This window comes from Alphaproteobacteria bacterium (genome assembly GCA_025210155.1).
Taxonomy (GTDB): domain Bacteria; phylum Pseudomonadota; class Alphaproteobacteria; order Rs-D84; family CASDRH01; genus JAOASE01.
The window spans coordinates 49,001-67,525 of the sequence record JAOASE010000003.1; the positions used below are offsets into that span (position 1 = coordinate 49,001).

The 18,525-nt window shown below is 31.7% G+C and carries 23 protein-coding genes, 1 tRNA gene and 1 pseudogene; 12 read left to right on the forward strand and 13 right to left on the reverse strand.

Features of this window, described 5'->3' with window-relative positions; translation table 11 throughout:
* The first annotated feature begins 157 nt into the window (after positions 1-157).
* Positions 158-856: a hypothetical protein gene (locus N4A44_00740; GenBank protein MCT4552174.1), complete on the forward strand. Its 699-nt coding sequence runs from the start codon at positions 158-160 to the stop codon at positions 854-856.
* A gap of 9 nt (positions 857-865) precedes the next feature.
* On the opposite strand, the gene lpxB is transcribed toward N4A44_00740, so the two are convergent.
* Entirely contained in the window at positions 866-2,020 is a 1,155-nt protein-coding gene (lpxB, locus tag N4A44_00745; protein ID MCT4552175.1) for a lipid-A-disaccharide synthase, read from the reverse strand.
* 63 nt (positions 2,021-2,083) lie between these two features.
* Between lpxB and N4A44_00750 the strand changes: the two genes are divergently transcribed.
* The gene (locus N4A44_00750; protein MCT4552176.1) at positions 2,084-2,764 is read left to right on the forward strand and encodes a hypothetical protein; all 681 of its coding nucleotides are present in this window, start codon (positions 2,084-2,086) and stop codon (positions 2,762-2,764) included.
* A gap of 161 nt (positions 2,765-2,925) precedes the next feature.
* On the forward strand, positions 2,926-3,198 hold the full coding sequence (locus tag N4A44_00755; GenBank protein MCT4552177.1) for an HU family DNA-binding protein: 273 nt from the start codon (positions 2,926-2,928) through the stop codon (positions 3,196-3,198).
* A 134-nt stretch (positions 3,199-3,332) separates the two neighbouring features.
* Here the strand turns inward: N4A44_00755 and N4A44_00760 are convergent, their stop codons facing one another.
* Positions 3,333-4,049 carry a hypothetical protein gene (locus N4A44_00760; GenBank protein ID MCT4552178.1) on the reverse strand — a complete coding sequence of 239 codons (717 nt, stop codon included), beginning with the start codon at positions 4,047-4,049 and terminating at the stop codon, positions 3,333-3,335.
* A gap of 317 nt (positions 4,050-4,366) precedes the next feature.
* Entirely contained in the window at positions 4,367-5,128 is a 762-nt protein-coding gene (gene map / locus N4A44_00765) for a type I methionyl aminopeptidase (protein MCT4552179.1), read from the reverse strand.
* Positions 5,129-5,862: 734 nt separating this feature from the next.
* On the opposite strand from map, the gene N4A44_00770 reads away from it, so the two are divergent.
* Positions 5,863-6,573, forward strand: a complete 711-nt coding sequence (locus tag N4A44_00770) for a hypothetical protein (GenBank protein MCT4552180.1) — start codon at positions 5,863-5,865, stop codon at positions 6,571-6,573.
* Positions 6,574-6,608: 35 nt separating this feature from the next.
* Here the strand turns inward: N4A44_00770 and rfbC are convergent, their stop codons facing one another.
* Together rfbC and murD are read right to left on the reverse strand one after the other, a co-directional pair.
* Complete coding sequence (gene rfbC / locus N4A44_00775; protein ID MCT4552181.1) at positions 6,609-7,223, reverse strand: dTDP-4-dehydrorhamnose 3,5-epimerase; 615 nt, start codon at positions 7,221-7,223, stop codon at positions 6,609-6,611.
* A 43-nt stretch (positions 7,224-7,266) separates the two neighbouring features.
* On the reverse strand, positions 7,267-8,703 hold the full coding sequence (gene murD, locus N4A44_00780; GenBank protein MCT4552182.1) for a UDP-N-acetylmuramoyl-L-alanine--D-glutamate ligase: 1,437 nt from the start codon (positions 8,701-8,703) through the stop codon (positions 7,267-7,269).
* 195 nt (positions 8,704-8,898) lie between these two features.
* Here murD and N4A44_00785 point away from each other — a divergent pair.
* Positions 8,899-8,974 (forward strand) — tRNA-Thr (locus tag N4A44_00785).
* Positions 8,975-9,184: 210 nt separating this feature from the next.
* On the forward strand, positions 9,185-9,616 hold the full coding sequence (locus tag N4A44_00790; GenBank protein ID MCT4552183.1) for a hypothetical protein: 432 nt from the start codon (positions 9,185-9,187) through the stop codon (positions 9,614-9,616).
* 50 nt (positions 9,617-9,666) lie between these two features.
* Here N4A44_00790 and N4A44_00795 read toward each other — a convergent pair whose 3' ends face one another.
* The 4 genes from N4A44_00795 to N4A44_00810 all read right to left on the reverse strand — a co-directional run bounded on the left by N4A44_00795 (position 9,667) and on the right by N4A44_00810 (position 11,945).
* Positions 9,667-9,957: a hypothetical protein gene (locus N4A44_00795; protein MCT4552184.1), complete on the reverse strand. Its 291-nt coding sequence runs from the start codon at positions 9,955-9,957 to the stop codon at positions 9,667-9,669.
* A 17-nt stretch (positions 9,958-9,974) separates the two neighbouring features.
* Positions 9,975-10,325 (reverse strand): hypothetical protein, encoded by a 351-nt coding sequence (locus N4A44_00800; protein ID MCT4552185.1) that lies wholly within the window; start codon positions 10,323-10,325, stop codon positions 9,975-9,977.
* Positions 10,326-10,559: 234 nt separating this feature from the next.
* Positions 10,560-10,892 carry a hypothetical protein gene (locus tag N4A44_00805; GenBank protein MCT4552186.1) on the reverse strand — a complete coding sequence of 111 codons (333 nt, stop codon included), beginning with the start codon at positions 10,890-10,892 and terminating at the stop codon, positions 10,560-10,562.
* A 24-nt stretch (positions 10,893-10,916) separates the two neighbouring features.
* Positions 10,917-11,945, reverse strand: a complete 1,029-nt coding sequence (locus N4A44_00810; GenBank protein ID MCT4552187.1) for a hypothetical protein — start codon at positions 11,943-11,945, stop codon at positions 10,917-10,919.
* Positions 11,946-12,121: 176 nt separating this feature from the next.
* On the opposite strand from N4A44_00810, the gene N4A44_00815 reads away from it, so the two are divergent.
* From N4A44_00815 to N4A44_00840, 6 genes and pseudogenes are all read left to right on the forward strand, one after another.
* Positions 12,122-12,421 (forward strand): metalloregulator ArsR/SmtB family transcription factor, encoded by a 300-nt coding sequence (locus N4A44_00815; protein MCT4552188.1) that lies wholly within the window; start codon positions 12,122-12,124, stop codon positions 12,419-12,421.
* A gap of 20 nt (positions 12,422-12,441) precedes the next feature.
* Positions 12,442-12,885, forward strand: coding sequence for a nitrophenyl compound nitroreductase subunit ArsF family protein (locus N4A44_00820; GenBank protein ID MCT4552189.1), 444 nt, complete (start codon positions 12,442-12,444; stop codon positions 12,883-12,885).
* 16 nt (positions 12,886-12,901) lie between these two features.
* Positions 12,902-13,282: a hypothetical protein gene (locus N4A44_00825; protein MCT4552190.1), complete on the forward strand. Its 381-nt coding sequence runs from the start codon at positions 12,902-12,904 to the stop codon at positions 13,280-13,282.
* Between the two features lie 13 nt (positions 13,283-13,295).
* A pseudogene (locus N4A44_00830) lies at positions 13,296-13,931 on the forward strand (aromatic aminobenezylarsenical efflux permease ArsG family transporter).
* A gap of 45 nt (positions 13,932-13,976) precedes the next feature.
* Positions 13,977-14,933, forward strand: coding sequence for a permease (locus N4A44_00835; protein ID MCT4552191.1), 957 nt, complete (start codon positions 13,977-13,979; stop codon positions 14,931-14,933).
* Positions 14,934-14,962: 29 nt separating this feature from the next.
* Positions 14,963-15,202, forward strand: a complete 240-nt coding sequence (locus N4A44_00840; GenBank protein ID MCT4552192.1) for a thioredoxin family protein — start codon at positions 14,963-14,965, stop codon at positions 15,200-15,202.
* 391 nt (positions 15,203-15,593) lie between these two features.
* On the opposite strand, the gene N4A44_00845 is transcribed toward N4A44_00840, so the two are convergent.
* The 4 genes from N4A44_00845 to N4A44_00860 form a co-directional block, all read right to left on the reverse strand.
* The gene (locus N4A44_00845; GenBank protein ID MCT4552193.1) at positions 15,594-16,004 is read right to left on the reverse strand and encodes a hypothetical protein; all 411 of its coding nucleotides are present in this window, start codon (positions 16,002-16,004) and stop codon (positions 15,594-15,596) included.
* 106 nt (positions 16,005-16,110) lie between these two features.
* Entirely contained in the window at positions 16,111-16,770 is a 660-nt protein-coding gene (locus tag N4A44_00850; protein MCT4552194.1) for a hypothetical protein, read from the reverse strand.
* Between the two features lie 123 nt (positions 16,771-16,893).
* A complete protein-coding gene (locus N4A44_00855) occupies positions 16,894-17,502 on the reverse strand; it encodes a hypothetical protein (GenBank protein ID MCT4552195.1) in 609 nt (202 codons plus the stop codon).
* Between the two features lie 147 nt (positions 17,503-17,649).
* Positions 17,650-18,399 carry a hypothetical protein gene (locus N4A44_00860; protein MCT4552196.1) on the reverse strand — a complete coding sequence of 250 codons (750 nt, stop codon included), beginning with the start codon at positions 18,397-18,399 and terminating at the stop codon, positions 17,650-17,652.
* Positions 18,400-18,525 lie beyond the last annotated feature (126 nt).

Below are 18,525 nucleotides of genomic sequence, written 5' to 3' on the forward strand. Positions count from 1 at the left end.
AATCCGGACACTCCTCTGGATTTTTTTTATTAAAAACACAACTTTCTCGTTGACAAAACATTGAAATAAGCTTATATTCTCAACAAACAATAACACTTTAAATCCCTTACATATGAATCCAAAACGATTTTTTTTAATAATAGGGCTCTACCTATATATGAGCCGCTATCTGATAAATAAGATAGAACTATTAAAGATTACATTTTGTATAGTAATATTTTCAGCTGTAATTTTTCTACATGGCAGAAACCTCTATAGCAAAAAATACCAAACAAAAATTTATTTTGAAAGCGGAGTTTTAGCCAGTGAGTTAAACTTCGAAAAAACTTATTTTGAAGTTTTCTTTACAGACACTTCAAAGTTCTTTTTCAAAAATGGAAATCCTAAAAAACAAATAATTCAACTAAAAAACTTAGAAACAGAAAATCCTTTAAACAGAAGATATCTAGTGACAGATTTCTATGAAAAGGACAGTGGAAAAGTTTTCTGTAAAAGAGAATATCTTTACAGAATGATGAGTAATGATTTTAAAAAGCATTATCCAGGAAAAAGAGATTTCAAAATTCTATCTGAATTTGGCTCCAGGCCAAAAGATATAGATATGTTTGGTAATCAATTAGACACTACGTCTAATTTTAAGGCTAATCATAGATTTTTCTATGAAATTAGATTACTATCAAGAAAATTTAATGAAGATGGTATCATGAAAGAAAGTTTGGATCTGACAGATGCATCCTATAAGAAATGGGGCTACAGAGAAAATTTCATTATGGTGTCAAACGGAAAAAAATCAAGAATCATCTCCACTCGAATAGAAAGAGGTGAACTCGCACTTAATAAAAAGGAGCCCAGTTAGGGCTCTTTTTTATTTTATATATTTCAAAACTTCCGTAGCTGCTTTGGTAGATGGCATTCCAGCCCCAGCCTTAAGCATATCTATAGAAGGTTTTATCTTCTTAGTATATTTCTTTTTGTAATCCTTGTCATCAAGAACCTTACAAGCTTCATTAAATACATTGTCAGCAGTTAACTCATCTTGGAATAATTCAGGTATAATCATCTCATCACTAAGTATATTAACTAATGAAAAATATTTAATACTGATAAATCTCTTTATAATAAAGTGAGTTAATTTAGAAACTTTATAGCAAGCAACAGTAGGAACATTCCTGATAGCTAATTCAAGCGACACAGTACCCGAAGCACAAATAGCTAAGTTAGAACGCGCAAACATATCATATCGATCTTTACTACCTTTAACAAACGCAGGCTTGGCATCCCAAGTCTCGACAATACTACGAACCTTATCTTCAGTACTTTCAACTAAAGGCATAAAGAAAGAACAGTTATTATATTTATCTCTTAACCTTTCAGATACTTCTTTAAGAACAGGTAGCATAACATCAATCTCAGCCTCTCTAGAACCAGGTATTAAAGCAATAATCTTCTTACCTCTAACAAACTTATACTTATTAGTAAAAGCAGAATGATCGCCTTTATATCTTTCTATAGCTGGATGTCCAATCGCTTTAATCTTCCCCCCATATTTGGTAAAGAAAGGTTCTTCAAATTTAAAGAAGCAAAGAATCTCATCAAAAACTTTAGCATATTTTTTAGCTCTTTTAGGTCTCCATGCCCAAACCTGAGGCGCAACAATATGAACACAAGGAACAGTAACACCACGCTTCTTAGCTCTCAATATAATAGCCTTTGCAAGGGAAGGGGCATCTACACTCATAATAACATCAGGCTTAGCCTTAACAATTTCATCTACAACAAAATCAATTTTTCTTTTCAAAGTTCTGTATCTTTTAAGAACTTCGACAAATCCCATAACTGAAAAATCCTTAATATCTATGATACTTTTGAAGCCAGAAACTTTTTGCATTTCTTCTCCACCCATACCAACGAAAGCAACATCTTTCTTCTTATCAATGATTTTTTCCATAATAGAAGAGGCTAGAATATCTCCTGAAGCCTCACCCGCGATAATAAATATTTTTTTCTTCAATTTTACCATGAGATATATTATAATGTATTAAACAAAAATTGCAAAACTATTTTTGAGAAAGGAAATCATCAAATGAGAAATCTTTTAAAGAAATCACTACTATTTGTTCTAGTATCAATATTTTTATCTGCACCATTATTAACTACATCAGAAGCAGCATACAGAACATCTAATAGAACCTATCAAACTAAAGCTAAAGTAGCCCCTGAACTAGTAAAAAAATGTAAGCAACATTTATCAAAAGTTAGAAACAACACAAATCCATCAGTTGTTCCACTATGCGTATATGAAAAAAGAACTACTGTCTCAGATAAATATACAGAGCTAAGGCCATTCATCCAAAAAGCAGGTATGGTTTATAAGCTTTTGCTAAAAATAGTTTTCGTTTATGTTTTTGGTTATATAGTCTTTAATGTCTTCCATATGCATAAAGACGATTTAAAATTAGATAAATTCAAGAACATGGGTATAGCATTATTCGCATTAGTATTTGGTGCCGTTGCATTAGAATATTTCCTAGGTGAAGAATTCTCATTAGTAGATGTTGCACGTAATCATAACTATATAAATTGTACTCAACCAAACCAATTTTATAGACGTTGTGACTCCGATGAAGCAGGCGCTGTATTTATAAAAAAGAAGTATCTAATATCAGAAAGTGGCTACTCTTTAGTAGAATACAATGTAAAGAATTTGGATAAAGATAGCAAAAAAAATGAGAAATATGACCTATCTCCAAGAACTTTATTTTAAAAAATACAACCAAAATTAAGAAAAAAATGCATAAAAAAGCTCGGTTTTTCAATAAAATCTGGGCTTTTTTGATAAAATATACGTTTTTTTCTTGACTTGGGATTGAAATACCCCCAATATAGATTTATGTAAAAAAAACTATTAAGAAAAGGAGTTTTACAATGAACAAAGCAGAATTAATCGAAGCAATCGCAAAATCAGCGGATTTATCAAAAGCAAAAGCAGGTGAAGCAGTAGATGCATTCGTAGAAGCAGTTACTAAATCACTTAAAAAAGGCGGCGACGTAAGACTAGTTGGTTTCGGTACTTTCTCAGTTAGCAAAAGAAAAGCTACAACTGGTAGAAACCCAAGAACTGGTGAAGAAATCAAAATTAAAGCATCTAACCAACCAAAATTCAAAGCTGGTTCTGCTTTAAAAGACGCTGTAAACTAATTATAGATTGCACAATATATATAGAAGGGGTTCGCAATTGCGACCTCTTTTTTTATATAAATAAAAGTGAATTCTTTAGATATGAAAATAGGGCCCTTTAACAGACCCTATTTTTCAAAAAATATCTCAACGAGTTATTCTGTTAAAATTACACGTTCAGCATTTTTTTCCGGCTTCTTATTACTTACAGGCAATATTCTGATAAAGGAGCTTTCTTTTCCTCCTGTTTCGAATATGCCATCACCGAAGTTTAGACCAAACTGATGTAGGTTGAATTTTTTACTAGTGCAAACAATTCTGAATAAGTTTTCAGCTTTTTTTGCCTTTCGATCTTCATCAGTTAATAAATCATCAATAAAATCTATGGTAGGCTTTTCTTCATAATAATTTGAATAGCCCTGTTTCCCAGCTGAAATCATTTCAGAAAAGTTAATATCTTTTTCCAAGAAATCACATCTTGAGACATTAAAGTCTACATAGAATGCTTTCAAAGAAAATGAATTAAACTTTAAAATTTCATCCGGAGATATTATTTCTGCTTTCACTTCTTCATCACGAGGATTTTCTTTCCTCGATATAAAGACAAGTCCAAAGATAAACACTTCACCATTATAACTTATTAATAAGCTCTTACAGTTATCAGTGCTTAACTCTTTATCAAGGGAGCCTCGGTCTTTAAAGAATTTAGCTATAGAACTAAATTCACTTATTAAAACATTGAACTCTTTATCCTTGAAATCGAACTTTTTCTTCTCAAAAGAAGAAAATAACTTCATAAGGTAACTTTTAGCATCTTCGCCAAATGGATTTTTATCAATCCAATTTAGCCATGCCTCATTTATGCCTGGCATATGTGAGACACTTCTGTCATTTGAATCATTTTTCATATTGTTTATAAAATTTAAAAAAAGGTGTATACAAATATTCGTATGGTTATCCTAATGATATAAGGCTTCTGTGTCAAGTATAAAAAAATATTCCTATAAAAAAAATATAGAAATATCAAAAACAAAAGCCTCCCAGGGAGGGAGGACTTTAAAAAATCGAGGATCAGATCGCTACAGAATGGCATTTCCAGGATTGCGATCTATTTCATCTTTAACTTTAAATTACTTACTAACTAATAATAGTTATAAAACATATTCAACAGCTAGTCAATAGAATTATTCTAAGCTGTTTTAGTGAATATTTCTACTCCATCAGCAGTAATACCTATAGTATGTTCGAATTGAGCAGAAAGCTTACCATCAGCAGTTCTAACAGTCCAGCCATCATTCTCATCAGTAATACCATCATAAACACCTAGATTAATCATAGGCTCAATAGTAAATACCATACCTTCTTGTAAAACAACTTTTTCCATTTCTTTAGTATAATAATGAAGTATATTTGGATCTTCATGAAATAGAGTTCCTATTCCATGTCCACAGTAATCTCTAACAACCGAATAACCTTTAGCCTCAGCATAATCTTGTATAGTCTTTCCTATATCAGCTAAAGTAGTGCCAGGTCTACAAATTCCAATAGCATCCATCAAAGCTTTCTCAGTATCTTTAACAAGTGTCTCAGCCTTTTTGGAAGCCTTTCCAACTATGAAAGTACGAGATGTATCTCCATAGTATCCTTTTTTAATAACAGTAACATCTATATTCACAATATCACCTTCTTTTAATACTTCTTCAGAAGATGGAATTCCATGACAAATAACTTCATTTATAGAAGTGCATATAGATTTAGGAAAGCCATGATAATTAAGTGGCGCAGGTTTAGCACCATTTTTAACTATAAAATCATGACAGATTTGATTTAATCTCTCAGTAGAAACACCCGGTTTAATATAACCAGCAACATAATCCAATGTTTGAGAAGCTAATTTTCCAGCTCTTCTCAATTTTTGAAAATCTTTAGGTGTATATATTTTTATATTCATTTTTATCCTCACATAATAAGCTCATTACGCCCATTATAGTTCCAGCCCTAAATATTTGCAAGAGAAATAAAAAACGCCCGAGTATCCCGAGCGTTCTTAATGAGTAAAATTTTTCCTGAATTCTAAACTATTTTGTTAGTGCAAAACATCATCCTAAAAATATTGTTACCTAACAAAATAAGATTTTTCCATAGGCAGTGGATTTTAAAAATTAAAATTTAATTTCACAAGTAAAACTGAATGAGAAAATTATATCAATTTATAGTTGCCTTGTCAAATTATTATTATAAAAAAAACACCCTGTAAAATTTGGGAAAATTCCAGAGTGTTTTTCTTGAATAAAAATGTCTAATTGAACTAATGTCTTTGCATAAGCCTGGGTTTTTGTTAATAATTGTTTTAATTAAAATCACAATATCAAATAAAAATTGATATTTAAATAGTTTGTTTCAAAACGCCTGGAAGTACCAGGCGCTTTATTGTTTAATAATTATCTTTACCTTAAGCATTTATTGCTTATTGGTGAATTTTTTCAGAAAATATACTTTCCGACAGCTAACACCTCGACTTTCCCATTAACCGGTTCGTCATACTTGAAAAATGTTTTTTTCATAAGCATCTAATTTAAGGATTGTTTTCGTTTAAATCATAATTCTCACTTAAAATAATATCAATTTCTGATTGACATGTCAAACAATTATTTTAAACTATTTTAATAAAAGAAGGAAAGTTTTATGAAAGTATTGTTCAGCCTAAAAGAGAAAGAAATCTCATCTATAAATAAAAATTTATTCAATGACATTTTATCATACCTAAGAGAAAATAATTTAGACTCAGATAGAATTTCTTCAGCAGAACTTTCTAAAGTTTTGAAAAATCCTCCAGTACTAACTCCAGAAGAGTTCGCGCAAGAAATAATATATGTAATCTTAGCCTCAGGCTTCTCTCAAAGAACTGCCATAAAGAAGTGGAGAGAGATAATGAATGAAATAAATTCTAATGGAGCTAACTTTGATGAGCTTATCCAAATATTTAAAAACCAAACCAAAATAAAATCCATAGTTAAAGCTTGGGAAAATAAAAAAGAGTTCAGAGACGGCTTCTATAATCTTCGCAATGAAAACAGACCTCTTCAGGAACAGGTGGATTATCTAGAAACAATTCCTTACATAGGTAAAACAACAAAGAATCACTTAGCTCGTAATTTAGGTATAAGCATTGTTAAATATGATGTATGGATACAACGTCTAGGTATAGCTTTAAAATATCCAGAACTTTCTAAAAAAGAAACAGAAACACTAATAAAATTTCCAGTAACAGATGATGTAAAAGTTATCTGTGATGACATATTTAATTCTCTTGAAGAACAAACAGGAGAGAGCAGAGGGTTCATAGATGTAATACTTTGGAAAGCTTGCCAACTTGAAATCCTATCTATAAAATAAAATTCCTCCGTATATACGAAGGAAAGTTATATTTTTTAATGCACTTCAAGCATCTCTTTATCCCGTTTGAAATCGGAAAAATACATTCCTAAATTATCTTTAGGAGATAATTCAGCCTCTCTTTTCTTTATACCCCAGTCAATATTAAGATTAGGGTCAAAAGCATTTATACAACGTTCTGCGGTAGGCTCATAAGAGTTATCCACTTGATAATGAAATATTGTATTATCTTCTAAGGAGATAAAGCCATGAGCAAATCCCCTAGGTACATAAAGCATAGAACCATCGGCTTTCATTTCAAAAACCAAATGTTCTCCAAAGGTCTTAGATCCATCTCTTAAGTCAAGGACGACATCCTTTATACTTCCCTTCATTACCTTTACTAATTTTGCTTGTGCAAATTTATCAGCTTGAAAGTGAAGTCCTCTAATGGTGTTTTTATGGGATTCAGAAATATTATCCTGAATGAACTCAGAAGTTATCCCATTTTCGAAGAATTCATTTTTCTTATAGGAATCCCAAAATTCACCTCTATTATCTGTGTATATTTTTGGTTTTACTACAATAAGTCCATCAATCTTAGTCTGTTCAAATGTAAACATGTGTATTTTGTTATTAGGTTTATATTTATTAATTAGCCCCCACAACATAATGTAGTGAGGGCTCAAAGTCAATCGCAAATTTTAAAACTAGTTAAATCTTTTTATACAGATCTATAAAAGCATTACCACGAACTTCAAAACTAGGATACTGATCCCAAGAAGCAGTCGCAGGAGATAAAAGCACAACAACCTTCTTATCAGAAGTAATCTCTCCAGATTTGATATCTAATTTAATAGCTTTAACGATTTCATCCATAGCTATGTTTAAAGTATTGCAAACTAGAGAAGGGTGATACTTTTCACAAACCTTGGCAAAGTCTTTTTCACACTGACCAATCATGAAAGATTTTTTAACTATGCCATCAGCAAAATACCTCTCAAGCATATCAAGTCCACCTTCTTTAGGAATACCTCCAGCTATCCAGTATATATAATAGTCTGCATATGCCTTAAGAGCTGGCTCAACAGCTTCAGCATTAGTCGCTTTACTATCATTAACGAAAAGAACTTCAACTCCATCTATATTCTTAGTGCCAGCAATTTGTTGCCTATGTTCCAATCCAGTAAATTCTTTCACAGCCTTCATAGTCCTTTTACCACAAAGACCTAAGCCTTTCATAATCCCATATACAACCTCTATATTCTGAGCATTATGCAATCCTTTAAGATATTCAAGCTCAGCAAGATCTAAAACCTTTCTAGGTGTACCAGATAAATTATTAACTATAACGAAAGTCTTATCTCCACCTTTGACATCTCTTTTCTCTACATATAAAGTAGCCTCATTACCAAATGCCGACACGGTGGTAACGTCTTTACCAGCATCAGTACAATTTTCAGCAACCTTCTTAGTATTCTCATCGTCAACTCCGATAACTAATTTATCAGATATATTACATATAATCTTCTTAGCATTTACATAACCTTCAAATCCACCATGTCTAGCTAGGTGATCAGGAGTAATATTAATCAATGCCCCAACAGCTAATCTCAAGTCAGGAGACAATTCCAATTGATAAGATGATAACTCTACAACACAAATATCACCTTTACCCAATGAAGGATTTTCAAACATAATAGTAGAACCTATATTACCCCCAAGGTAAACATTCTTTTCCATTTGTTGCAAAGTAAAATAAGTCAATTTCGTAGTAGTAGATTTACCATTGGAACCAGTAATACCCACATAAGTTGCTTCAGGATTTAGTAAATAAAATAGATTTATATCCGACATAAGTCTAACGCCAAACATTCTAGCCTTCTCAGCAATAGGATGAACTTTATCAGTAGGGAATGTATGGGGTATACCAGGGCTCCACAAAACTAATTCCAAAGATTTAAAATCTATATCTTCAATAGAAGCAGGGCATTCGAACCCATCTTTTCTTGCTTTCTCCATAGAAGCTTCTTTATCATCCCATAATAAAAGATTAGCTCCCATTTCTTTTAAAGCCTTAGCTGCTACAGATCCTGTCTTGCCTAGACCAACAATTAAAATGTTTTTATTTTCTACAGTGAATTTTCCCATAATTTAATCCTTAATATTTTGCTAAATTATATAAAAATAAAAAAAATACTGCAATAGATAAAAATAATTTTCCAGTTCTTACAAAGACTTAAAAATCCACCTAAAATAAAAATTAAAAAAAATATAAAAAAACAAAAAAAAATGTTGCAATTCAATTTTATATCCATATAATACTCTCAGACATGGTTAATAAGTGCCTGCTTAGCTCAGCTGGTAGAGCAGTTGATTTGTAATCATCAGGTCGGCGGTTCGACTCCGTCAGCAGGCACCATTCTAAGTCTTTTATAAGAAACACCCAGTTGGGTGATTTTTTTTACCAAAATCAAATACATAGATATATTTACTTAAACCTTTGAATAAAGGGTGTTTTTTTGTGATTTGATAAAATCAGAACAACTCTAAGTTTATTTTCCCCTTGAAATAGTTGGATTGATATTTTATACTCCCAACAATTAATTTTTTATAACTAAATTTAAAAATGATGAACAAAGAATCTTTTTTTAATGTACAGAATGCTTTCAAAGACGTTAACTATCTTCATGGCTTTGGTTCAGGTGATTTATATAAAATCGCATATCCAAAGGCTGTAGAAGCAGTAGAAGAAGCTGACGCGGAAGAAGAGGAAAAAGATGTTGTAAAAATCTTTTCCATTCAAGAAGGAAATGTTCTTTCAAAGTTTTATTATCCAACTGAGTTAGGAGCTCTAACAAATAAGAGTACTTACGTTACTTTACTCCTTGGAACAGAGCAGGCGATTAAAGAAGAGGTCGTAGAGCAGATTACCGGTGAAAAATCAGGTGGATTGCTATTTATATACCAGGACTCTTGGTTTATAATGAAACGAAGCGACTTAAACGTTGAGGTGGTAGGAGATACAAACCTTAGAGTTGCCATAAAAAAACACGAAGAATAAAACAGAAAAAAACTCCCTTAAATCGTTTTGATTTAGGGGAGTTTTGCCATTTAGGCTGACATTGCAGAAGAGTTTATTTTTAATTCGCTAACTTTTAATAATATATCCTTAGCATATAACTCCAACTTTTCTCCATCAGGAAAAATAACCTTAGCGGTTTTATCCGAAAAGAAAGAATTCAGCATATTTGAAAACGTTCCCTCAATTTTCCTTATTTGAGATTTTTTATTATTCCCATTATAACTAAGGGCATAAGCCAAGCTTCCTTTTTCAGTGTTGGAATAATAAAATTTTATATTAAAGTCTTCACTTTCTTGCTCTGTTTTTTTATTCTTGCACATTCTAGATAAGTATTTGATTAAAACATCCTGTTTCTCCTAGATCTTCTTCTAGAAGTTTTTTTGTCGTTACTATTTTGTTTGCTTAAAGCATTTTTCTTTCTTACTTCACGTCTTTTAAAGTATATAGCTTTATCTATAACTTCTTTAGCTGTAAGAAGTTGAATAGTATCCTTATTAGGAAGTATTACTCTAGCTTCTTTATCAGAAAAAAGTCTATAGATCTTCTCTGAAAATACTCCTTCAACTTTTCTCAATTGAAGTTTCCTGAAACCATCATGCTCATCTAAAGTATACATGAGTGTCCAGTTATCAGTGAAATAGAGTTTTAAATCAAACTCATCGTCTATTTCAATGTTTTTGTTTTTCATTTAAATTATATTAGGTTCAAACTTATATTTAATTTCTTCAAAAATTATATCAAGCAAATTAAATTGTCAATGTAAATATTCCTATAAATAAAAAAAAAAGCCCCGGGAGAGGGGCTTTCTATTTAGTGTTTGCTAAAAAGGGTATGGGTTATACAATTAGCAAACCTTCACTAGGGTCCAAATAATTAATTGTCTGTAATATATAACAACTTTCTCAAATGTCAACCCTTTTAGCTAGTTTACCTTAACTTTTTTAACTTTGGTCTCCTTATTAAAGAATGTAAGGCAGATCAAAATACCTATTAAAGATGTACCCGCAGGAATTGCAGTGTTAATAAATTCTTTAAAGTATCCTCCTGTAAACATATAGAAGTATATAACGGTATTTACAGCCATATTAATAGTAACGGCCTTATCCAATCTTTCAGATTTCTTAAACTTACCCATAGCAGTAAGCAAGAATATAGGAGCAAATATATAAACTATACTAGTAACTGAAAATACGAATTGAAGTACATCTCCAATAAATAGAGCTGCGATACTTCCAAAAGTAAGAGCGCCAGCCATTATATACCTAGAAAATTTAATATATTATTTTTTATGTTTTTTAACATCATACTTAGTAAAGTCTTCAAGGTAAGTAGATGATAATAAGTAAGTATATGTATCCAAAGTAGACATAGTTATAGAAATAATAACAATCGCTATATAAGCAAGAACAGCTACAGGAATTTCTGGACTTTTAAATAATAAGAAAAGTACATCATCAGAGTTAGTAGTAGTAACAAAATTTCTAGCACCCATTCCCAACCACATTAAACTCAATGTCATTATAAAAAGAAATATAGGAAACATAGAAATACTTTTCACAATAGTTTTCCCATCTTTTGCTGAGAAAATTCTTTGCCATATATCTGCGCCAGCAAGCATATACATAACACCTATAATTAATATAGCTATATTATTTTCAGTTCCCATTGCAAATACAGTAGATAAATCTTTCATGTCTACTAATTTAGGCTGAATGAATAAAGGAATAAATATCAGCGATAATATAATAAAGAATTGTAAAGTATCTGTCTTAATCACAGCTTTGTATCCACCACTCATTAAATACATAGCAACAACTAATGCTGAGAATAAAATTCCAAACACTGGAGCTATATCAGCTATTTTAGAAATAAGATTACCGGCAACAAAAAGCTGCATAGCAATAACTAGAGTAGAGAATAGTATAATTATAAAAGATATATATTTAGCAGTTCTGCTTCCAATAAAATGCCTAACCATTTGTCCAATAGTAATGCAACTATTCTTAGCGGCAAGATCTCTCATCCTAGGACCATATAATCCTAATAATATTGTTCCAATAGTAAGTCCCAATATCAACCAAAGTATTCCAGCATAACCAAGTAAGAAACCCAATCCTACCCATACGACAATTCCAGCCCCATCTCTAAGCCCAGAAGCAATAGAAGCTACTGTAGGAATTATACCTACCTTACGACTTCCAATTACAAAGTCATCTTCAGTTTCATGTTTTTTAGTTGAGTATGCTATCCAAAGCATCATTAAAAAATATATTCCGATCCCCATCAGAACAGCAGATTGTAAAGACATAATAACCCCCTTTTTTTATGTTACATAAAAAGCTTAATACAATCTAAAATTTAATACAAGAAAAACATGAAATATTGTTTGAAGAAAATAAATAAATATTCTTATTGACTCGAATCGATTCTTATTTTAATATTTAAATAAATATTGAAATGTTAAAATGAAACACGGAGGTAAAATTGGATATTAAAACATCAGTTAAAGCATTTTCTGCATTAGCCCAAGATACCAGATTAGAAATAGTAAGGTTATTGGAGGAACACAATTCTGAAGGTCTTTGTCCTTGCAATATATTGGAGAAAATTGATTTAACAAACGCAAACTTATCATTCCACCTAAAAGAATTAGAAAACGCTGGTTTGGTAAGAAAAGAAAAAAAAGGTAAATTCGTTCACTATTATGCTGAATGTGAGTTCATCAGAGAGCTTGGAAACTTTCTATTAGGCAAATGCGAATTTACAAAAACAAAAAGCAAATAATAAAGTAGGGGGATAGAGCCATGTTAAAGAAAACTATGTTAATTGCGGTTTCAAGTTTAGTATTGCTAACAGCATGTAAACAAGAAACTAAAAAGTCAGCAACTGCTGAACAAATAAAACAAGAGATTGTTAAAAACAACTCCCTTAATAAATCTACAATTTATTACTTCCACGGAAACAAGAGATGTCAAACTTGTCAAAAAATAGAGGCGTATACTCAAGAAGTTTTTGATAACGAATTTAGAGATACTCTTGATATGAAGTTAATAAATCTAGATGCTCCAGAAAACAGACACTTTATAGAGAAGTACAATTTATATAGCAGGTCTGTTGTCTTAGCAAAAGCTGAGAATGGACAAGAAGTAGATTTTAGAAATCTTGATAAAGTTTGGGTCAAAGCAGGTGACAAACAAGATTTTCAAAACTACATAACAACAGAGGTGAAAAGCTTCTTATTTAACTAAATCGTAGGAAAAGGATATGTACAAAATACTAGCACTAGCTGGTATAGTCATCCTTGGATTTGCAATGAAAATCTTTAATAAAGATTACAGTGGAAATAAAAACCTAAAGGTTTACCACTTCTATCATAATCCCTATGGCTATACTTGCTCAGAAGCAGAAAGATGTATTAAAGAAATAGTAAAGGAATCAGATAAAGATCTTACCTTCTCATCTATAAATACATCAGAGGATAATAAAGACTACATAGATGGATATCATCCAACCCAAAAAGAAGTAGTTATTTATAATCCTAACACAGAAGAATATAAAGTTTCATCTATCAGAAATCTAATCAAAAGAGGTGCAACTGATAGTGAAGTAAAGCAACAATTCACAAAAGAATTAGATTCTATATAAGAAGGAGGAAAAAATGATAATAGAACTATTTTTAGCATCGCTATGGCTTGGAATATTGACATCAATAAGTCCATGCCCTCTAACGACAAACATCGCCGCGGTATCATACGTTGGACAAAAGGTTAGTAAACCATCCCACGTATTATTATCAGGTCTGTTTTATACTTTAGGAAGAGCATTCTTATATACAGTATTAGGATTTGCTTTATCACTAAGTGTAAGCTCAATACCAGTAGTTTCACAATTTTTACAAAGTCAGCTAGCTTACATAGCAGGACCATTACTTATAGCTATTGGTTTAATGATGCTAGGTGTGATAAAAGTAAAACTACCTAAATTTCAAATAAAAGAGAAGTCTCAAGAGAACCTACAAAAGAAAGGTTTGCTAGGATCATTTTCACTGGGCGCACTATTTGCCTTGATGCTTTGTCCAGTCTCAGCTGCATTATTCCTGGGACATCTAGTACAAACACAAGGAAATATTCCAGCATTAATTGTTTACGGTATAGGTACAGGTATTCCAGTTATCATATTATCATTCGTAATCGCCTTTAGTGTAAAGAATGTATCTAAAGTATATAACAAACTTGCTACTTTCGAAAAGTGGGCTAGAAGAATTACGGGCGTATTATTTATGTTTGCAGGATATCACTACTTAGCACCAATGATTAATATAAACCTTAATATATTATCATTGTTCACGCTATTAGCAGATTACTTAGCATATGATCTACTTAATCTAGTGCCAGGATCTCACTTTGGTCATGCCGTTCACTTCTTCATAGAAGACGTTACTAAAATCCTATTCTTACTTACGGTAATGATAACAATAATATCATTCTTTAGATCTCATCTTAAACCAGAAAAGATTAGAGAATACCTAGAGGGTAAACCAAAATGGATGGCATATATAATGTCCGTAGGTTTAGGAGCCGTAACACCATTTTGCTCATGCTCATCAATTCCATTGTTCATTGGCTTTGTAGAGGCAGGTATCCCATTTGGTGTAACAATGGCATTCTTGATAACATCTCCAATGATTAACGAAATCGCCATAGCAGTCTTAGCATCCATAATAGGTTGGAAAATAGCGGTGGTATATGTCCTTACAGGAATGGGAGTTGGTATCATCGGTGGACTATTAATGGAAAAATTAGGCTTTGCAAAGTACGTAGAAGAATATGTATACAATATCAAAATGGGTAAAAACAATGTTGTAGAAGAAAAGATTTCAGGATTTAAAGAAAGACTTTCATACGCATTCGAATACGCAAAAGATATGCTTAAAAAGATATGGCTATATATAGTTATAGGTATTGGAATAGGGGCCGCAATACATGGTTTCGTTCCACAAGAATTCTTCGCAAAGTATGCAAGTGCGGATAATCTGTTCGCAGTACCTCTAGCAGTAATTCTAGGTATTCCTCTATACTCAGATGCAACAGGAGTAATACCTATCGCAGAATCTTTGTTAGGTAAGGGCGTGCCAATTGGAACTGTACTAGCCATGATGATGAGTGTGGTTGCAGTATCACTACCAGAAATGATTATCTTAAGAAAGGTGCTTAAACCAAGACTTATAGCATACTTCGCAACATTCCTATTAATAGCATTTATATTTGTAGGATACCTATATAACGCAATATTTTAATTAACAATAAACCAGGGAGGTAACTTAAAATGAAAAACATAAAAGTACTAGGAGCAGAAATGTGCTCAAGCTGTTCAAACTTAAAAGACCATATTGAAAAGTTTGTTAAAGACAATAACGTAGAAGCTACAGTTGAAAAGATCACTGATATAGCAGTAGTAATGAGCTACGGAGTAATGTCTGCTCCTGCCGTTGTAGTGGATGAAGAAGTTAAGTGCTTCGGAAGAAGTCCAAGTGACGATGAGCTTAAAGAATGGATACTAAAGTAAAATAAGTTTCCATAATTTAAGAGCATAAAAAAAGGTCTTTTATACTTTTGTAAAAGACCTTTCTTAAAGTATTCAATGGCTAGAAAGAAAACTCAATTTCATTTATAACAAAATCAATCCCTTCTAAAAAGGTGGATCCGAATAATCTTTATTAAACGGATCCACCCACTTTTAACCAAACCTAACCCTGTTTTGTTATATATTTTTATAAATAATTTCGAATTTAAATTTTCAATTGGAAGCCCTCCTAAGAAGGCCCCCAGTTGAGAAAAAATTTCGTTGCTTGTGCCACCAAGCTCCTTTATAAGTAATCAGTGAAGTCTATCTTATTAGATTCTTTTCCTAAGTCAACAAAAAAATAAAACCTCCATATTTCAGACATATAGAGATTTTATTTTAAGGCATAACCTGCGTTGGCAATGTAAGCTCCGAGCTTAACATTTTCCATAAATTCAGGTTTTAATTTCATTTCTAATGATTCCATTATTCCAGCAGGAATTTCTCTACGAAGTTCTTTTTTAGAGAATATAGTTAGATAATTTCGCATATGCTGAAGACTAAGTTCTTCTCTCATATCTAACATAACTTTATTTTCTAAAATAATAATAACGTTCTTTATAGATCTCTCAATTCCTATTTCAATGTCATCATTGCTTTCCATTTCTTCCGCTTTAACCAAAAACACGGCCGTATTGCTATTAGTGTGGTCATTATTAGGCATAACCCACATAAAATCAAAAATAAGTTCCGTATCAATAGAAGGGATAAATAGAATGTTTTCAAAGGTTCCATCTAAAATCATATTTAAAAGGATTGGTATAAATAATTTTAAATCAGTCTAGTATGGGATTTTGATCTTGTCAATAGAGAAAGGAAGCCCGCTATAAAAACGGGCCTCAAAAATTGTTTCAATTTGAACTGGTAAAATAGTTCAATAGATGGTTAATCTTTTCCTGTGCGGATTTAAGATTTTCCATACCTTCTTCAGAAAGTTCATTATGCCTTGCTGCGATGCTAAGTTTTATACCTTCATACTGAAGATCCAAAAGCTCCATGAAGGTTTCTTCATTACCTGAATCAGCCGCAATAAGTGTCTCATTTAAATTCTGAATTTTTTCAATCCAATCTTCAGTTTTCATGAAGTCAAATTTCGGTTCAAGCATACTTCGTAATGTTTTAAAAAGATCTTCAACTTCTTTATGGTTATTTTTATTAGTACCACATTTGATGCTATCTTTCATACTTAGGATTACCTGGTACAAGAATAATTCTTCAACTTCCATTAAGCCGACTTTTTCTTTATGAAACTTCAGCCATTGATCAAATGTCTCAAATACGAAAGGCTTCTTAATATAACAGCTTTTTAAGCAAAGAAATCCATTCTTAAAAAATATACCAATTCCTTTTAATTCACAGTGATGATATGGTTTAACAAATTGAGCTTTTTCAATGAGCCCATCATCATTTCTAGAGATAGAGAGCCACAGCAAGTGATCAAAATCATAGCGTTCTTCAGCAAAATATTTTTTACCACCTCTAGTATGAGCAATTAAATAACTTCTACGCATGTTAAAAAAGGTTTAAATTATACAATATTGACAATAACTTAAAATAAAATATTAATTTTGTCAAGAATATATAAAAAACGCCCATGCTGTATATACAACACGGGCGAAAAAATAGTCAAAATTTTACAGTCGTTCTTTTAGGTAATCCTCCAGTTTCTTTAGTCTAAACTCAAGGTCCTCTCCATCTTCCCCTTTATTGGCAACTTTTTGAATATTTCTCCCTATAGAAATTAATCTAGCTAGGTAAACAATATCAAGTTCGCCATTTTCGTCACGAGGAATGGATGATGTATCTGCTTCTTTCATATATTTATCAAAGAAGTTTAATCTCATCCTATCATCGAAATACTCAAGAGCTTTTCTAAGAAATAGTTCGGGATTCTTCAATCCAACCATTTTCTTACTCTCAGCGAAAGCGGTGTGCAGTAGGGCTTCTTCTGAATGGTATTCAAAAGTCTTAGGCTTATTAATTTCGGCCCATTCGTCGTAAGACTCAAATTCCCTATCATCTGCCGGGGAGGTTAGTGCATAATGAAGCTTCCCATCTTTAAGGTAAATTCCAACAGATTTATTGCTAATTGTATCATTAGCTTTATAAAACCTAGCAGAAATCATTTTTCCTTCAGGATTGTAATAAGCTTCATAAGCAATTACTCCAAAGAAGTTATGTCGAACTTCCCTAAGAACATTTTCGCCATTTTCATCTAGCGAAAACAAACTAAACTTTTCCATATTTTTGCATTTAACAATTAATGTTCTTTAAATATATACCTTATTTTATTATTTGTCAATAATAATTTTTTGATTGTAGTTATTTTAATAAAAGAATAACCCCCGCATAAAGCAGGGGCATTCAGTAGATTTTTTTCATTTGTTTTTTTACTGCTGATTACCAACAGTTGGATTTTGGTTCCTTGGAGTTTGATTTCTCCTGCGGCGCCTACCTTCAGATACAAGTCCTTTGCCTTTTTCAAATTGAAGTAGGGCTTCTAGGTAACTACTTGCATCATCTCTTTCATACTTTTCATCTTTTTCATAGACTTCAATGTTATGAAACGGCTCATCCAGTAAACTTTCCCATCGGTGTTGCTTTTTATAAACGGCTACTTTTTTTGAAAGCTCCCAAAATTTATCAGTCTCATATTCGACATCTAAATATTGGTTTTCATCCATAAAAATTTCGTTTATAATCAGATGCTCATTTCTCCAGTGAAGATCTGAGTCATCTCTAATTCTGTTATAGTCATCAATTCCGAGTTTCTTCAGATTTGATAGAGTATAATAGAATATGTTAATTTTATACTCACCGCCTGAAACAAAGATTTCAACTGTGCGGTCATTAGAATGATCCACATAATAGCAGCCTTCGTATTTATCAGCACTACTTCTGACAACATAGAAAATGCTATCTGGAACAAACTTATAACCATCTTCTTTTTTAAATACCGGCACAGAAAGCTCTGTATATGCCGTTTCAAAAAGATTGTGGTCTTGTTCTGCAGCCTCAATTTCATTGTAAGCAAGGCGGGAAATTTTCTTTTCTCCTGTGGGTTGGTCACATGAAGTAAAAACAAAAACAAATGCTACGATAATTATCACTACGTAAGTGAAAGGGTTTTGACTTTTCATATCTTATTTTTTGGTTATTGTACACAAATATTAGTAATTATGAATTAAATATATTTGACAAAAAATAATTTGTCAACAAAAAAAATATAAATTATTATAATAAAAAATAAAATTTCTACAAAAGTG

Excerpts from the sequence above, each read along its gene's own strand:
- N4A44_00740 (MCT4552174.1), top strand. The coding sequence starts at position 158 with ATGAGCCGCTATCTGATAAATAAGATAGAACTATTAAAGATTACATTT.
- N4A44_00800 (MCT4552185.1), bottom strand. The coding sequence starts at position 10,325 with ATGAAAAACAAAAACATTGAAATAGACGATGAGTTTGATTTAAAACTC.
- N4A44_00860 (MCT4552196.1), bottom strand. The coding sequence starts at position 18,399 with ATGAAAAGTCAAAACCCTTTCACTTACGTAGTGATAATTATCGTAGCA.
- map (MCT4552179.1), bottom strand. The coding sequence starts at position 5,128 with ATGAATATAAAAATATATACACCTAAAGATTTTCAAAAATTGAGAAGA.
- N4A44_00790 (MCT4552183.1), top strand. The coding sequence starts at position 9,185 with ATGAACAAAGAATCTTTTTTTAATGTACAGAATGCTTTCAAAGACGTT.
- N4A44_00805 (MCT4552186.1), bottom strand. The coding sequence starts at position 10,892 with ATGGCTGGCGCTCTTACTTTTGGAAGTATCGCAGCTCTATTTATTGGA.
- N4A44_00760 (MCT4552178.1), bottom strand. The coding sequence starts at position 4,049 with ATGCCAGGCATAAATGAGGCATGGCTAAATTGGATTGATAAAAATCCA.
- N4A44_00850 (MCT4552194.1), bottom strand. The coding sequence starts at position 16,770 with ATGCGTAGAAGTTATTTAATTGCTCATACTAGAGGTGGTAAAAAATAT.
- N4A44_00840 (MCT4552192.1), top strand. The coding sequence starts at position 14,963 with ATGAAAAACATAAAAGTACTAGGAGCAGAAATGTGCTCAAGCTGTTCA.
- N4A44_00750 (MCT4552176.1), top strand. The coding sequence starts at position 2,084 with ATGAGAAATCTTTTAAAGAAATCACTACTATTTGTTCTAGTATCAATA.
- N4A44_00755 (MCT4552177.1), top strand. The coding sequence starts at position 2,926 with ATGAACAAAGCAGAATTAATCGAAGCAATCGCAAAATCAGCGGATTTA.
- N4A44_00795 (MCT4552184.1), bottom strand. The coding sequence starts at position 9,957 with ATGTGCAAGAATAAAAAAACAGAGCAAGAAAGTGAAGACTTTAATATA.
- N4A44_00845 (MCT4552193.1), bottom strand. The coding sequence starts at position 16,004 with ATGATTTTAGATGGAACCTTTGAAAACATTCTATTTATCCCTTCTATT.
- lpxB (MCT4552175.1), bottom strand. The coding sequence starts at position 2,020 with ATGGTAAAATTGAAGAAAAAAATATTTATTATCGCGGGTGAGGCTTCA.
- N4A44_00810 (MCT4552187.1), bottom strand. The coding sequence starts at position 11,945 with ATGTCTTTACAATCTGCTGTTCTGATGGGGATCGGAATATATTTTTTA.
- rfbC (MCT4552181.1), bottom strand. The coding sequence starts at position 7,223 with ATGTTGTGGGGGCTAATTAATAAATATAAACCTAATAACAAAATACAC.
- N4A44_00855 (MCT4552195.1), bottom strand. The coding sequence starts at position 17,502 with ATGGAAAAGTTTAGTTTGTTTTCGCTAGATGAAAATGGCGAAAATGTT.
- N4A44_00825 (MCT4552190.1), top strand. The coding sequence starts at position 12,902 with ATGTACAAAATACTAGCACTAGCTGGTATAGTCATCCTTGGATTTGCA.
- N4A44_00820 (MCT4552189.1), top strand. The coding sequence starts at position 12,442 with ATGTTAAAGAAAACTATGTTAATTGCGGTTTCAAGTTTAGTATTGCTA.
- murD (MCT4552182.1), bottom strand. The coding sequence starts at position 8,703 with ATGGGAAAATTCACTGTAGAAAATAAAAACATTTTAATTGTTGGTCTA.
- N4A44_00770 (MCT4552180.1), top strand. The coding sequence starts at position 5,863 with ATGAAAGTATTGTTCAGCCTAAAAGAGAAAGAAATCTCATCTATAAAT.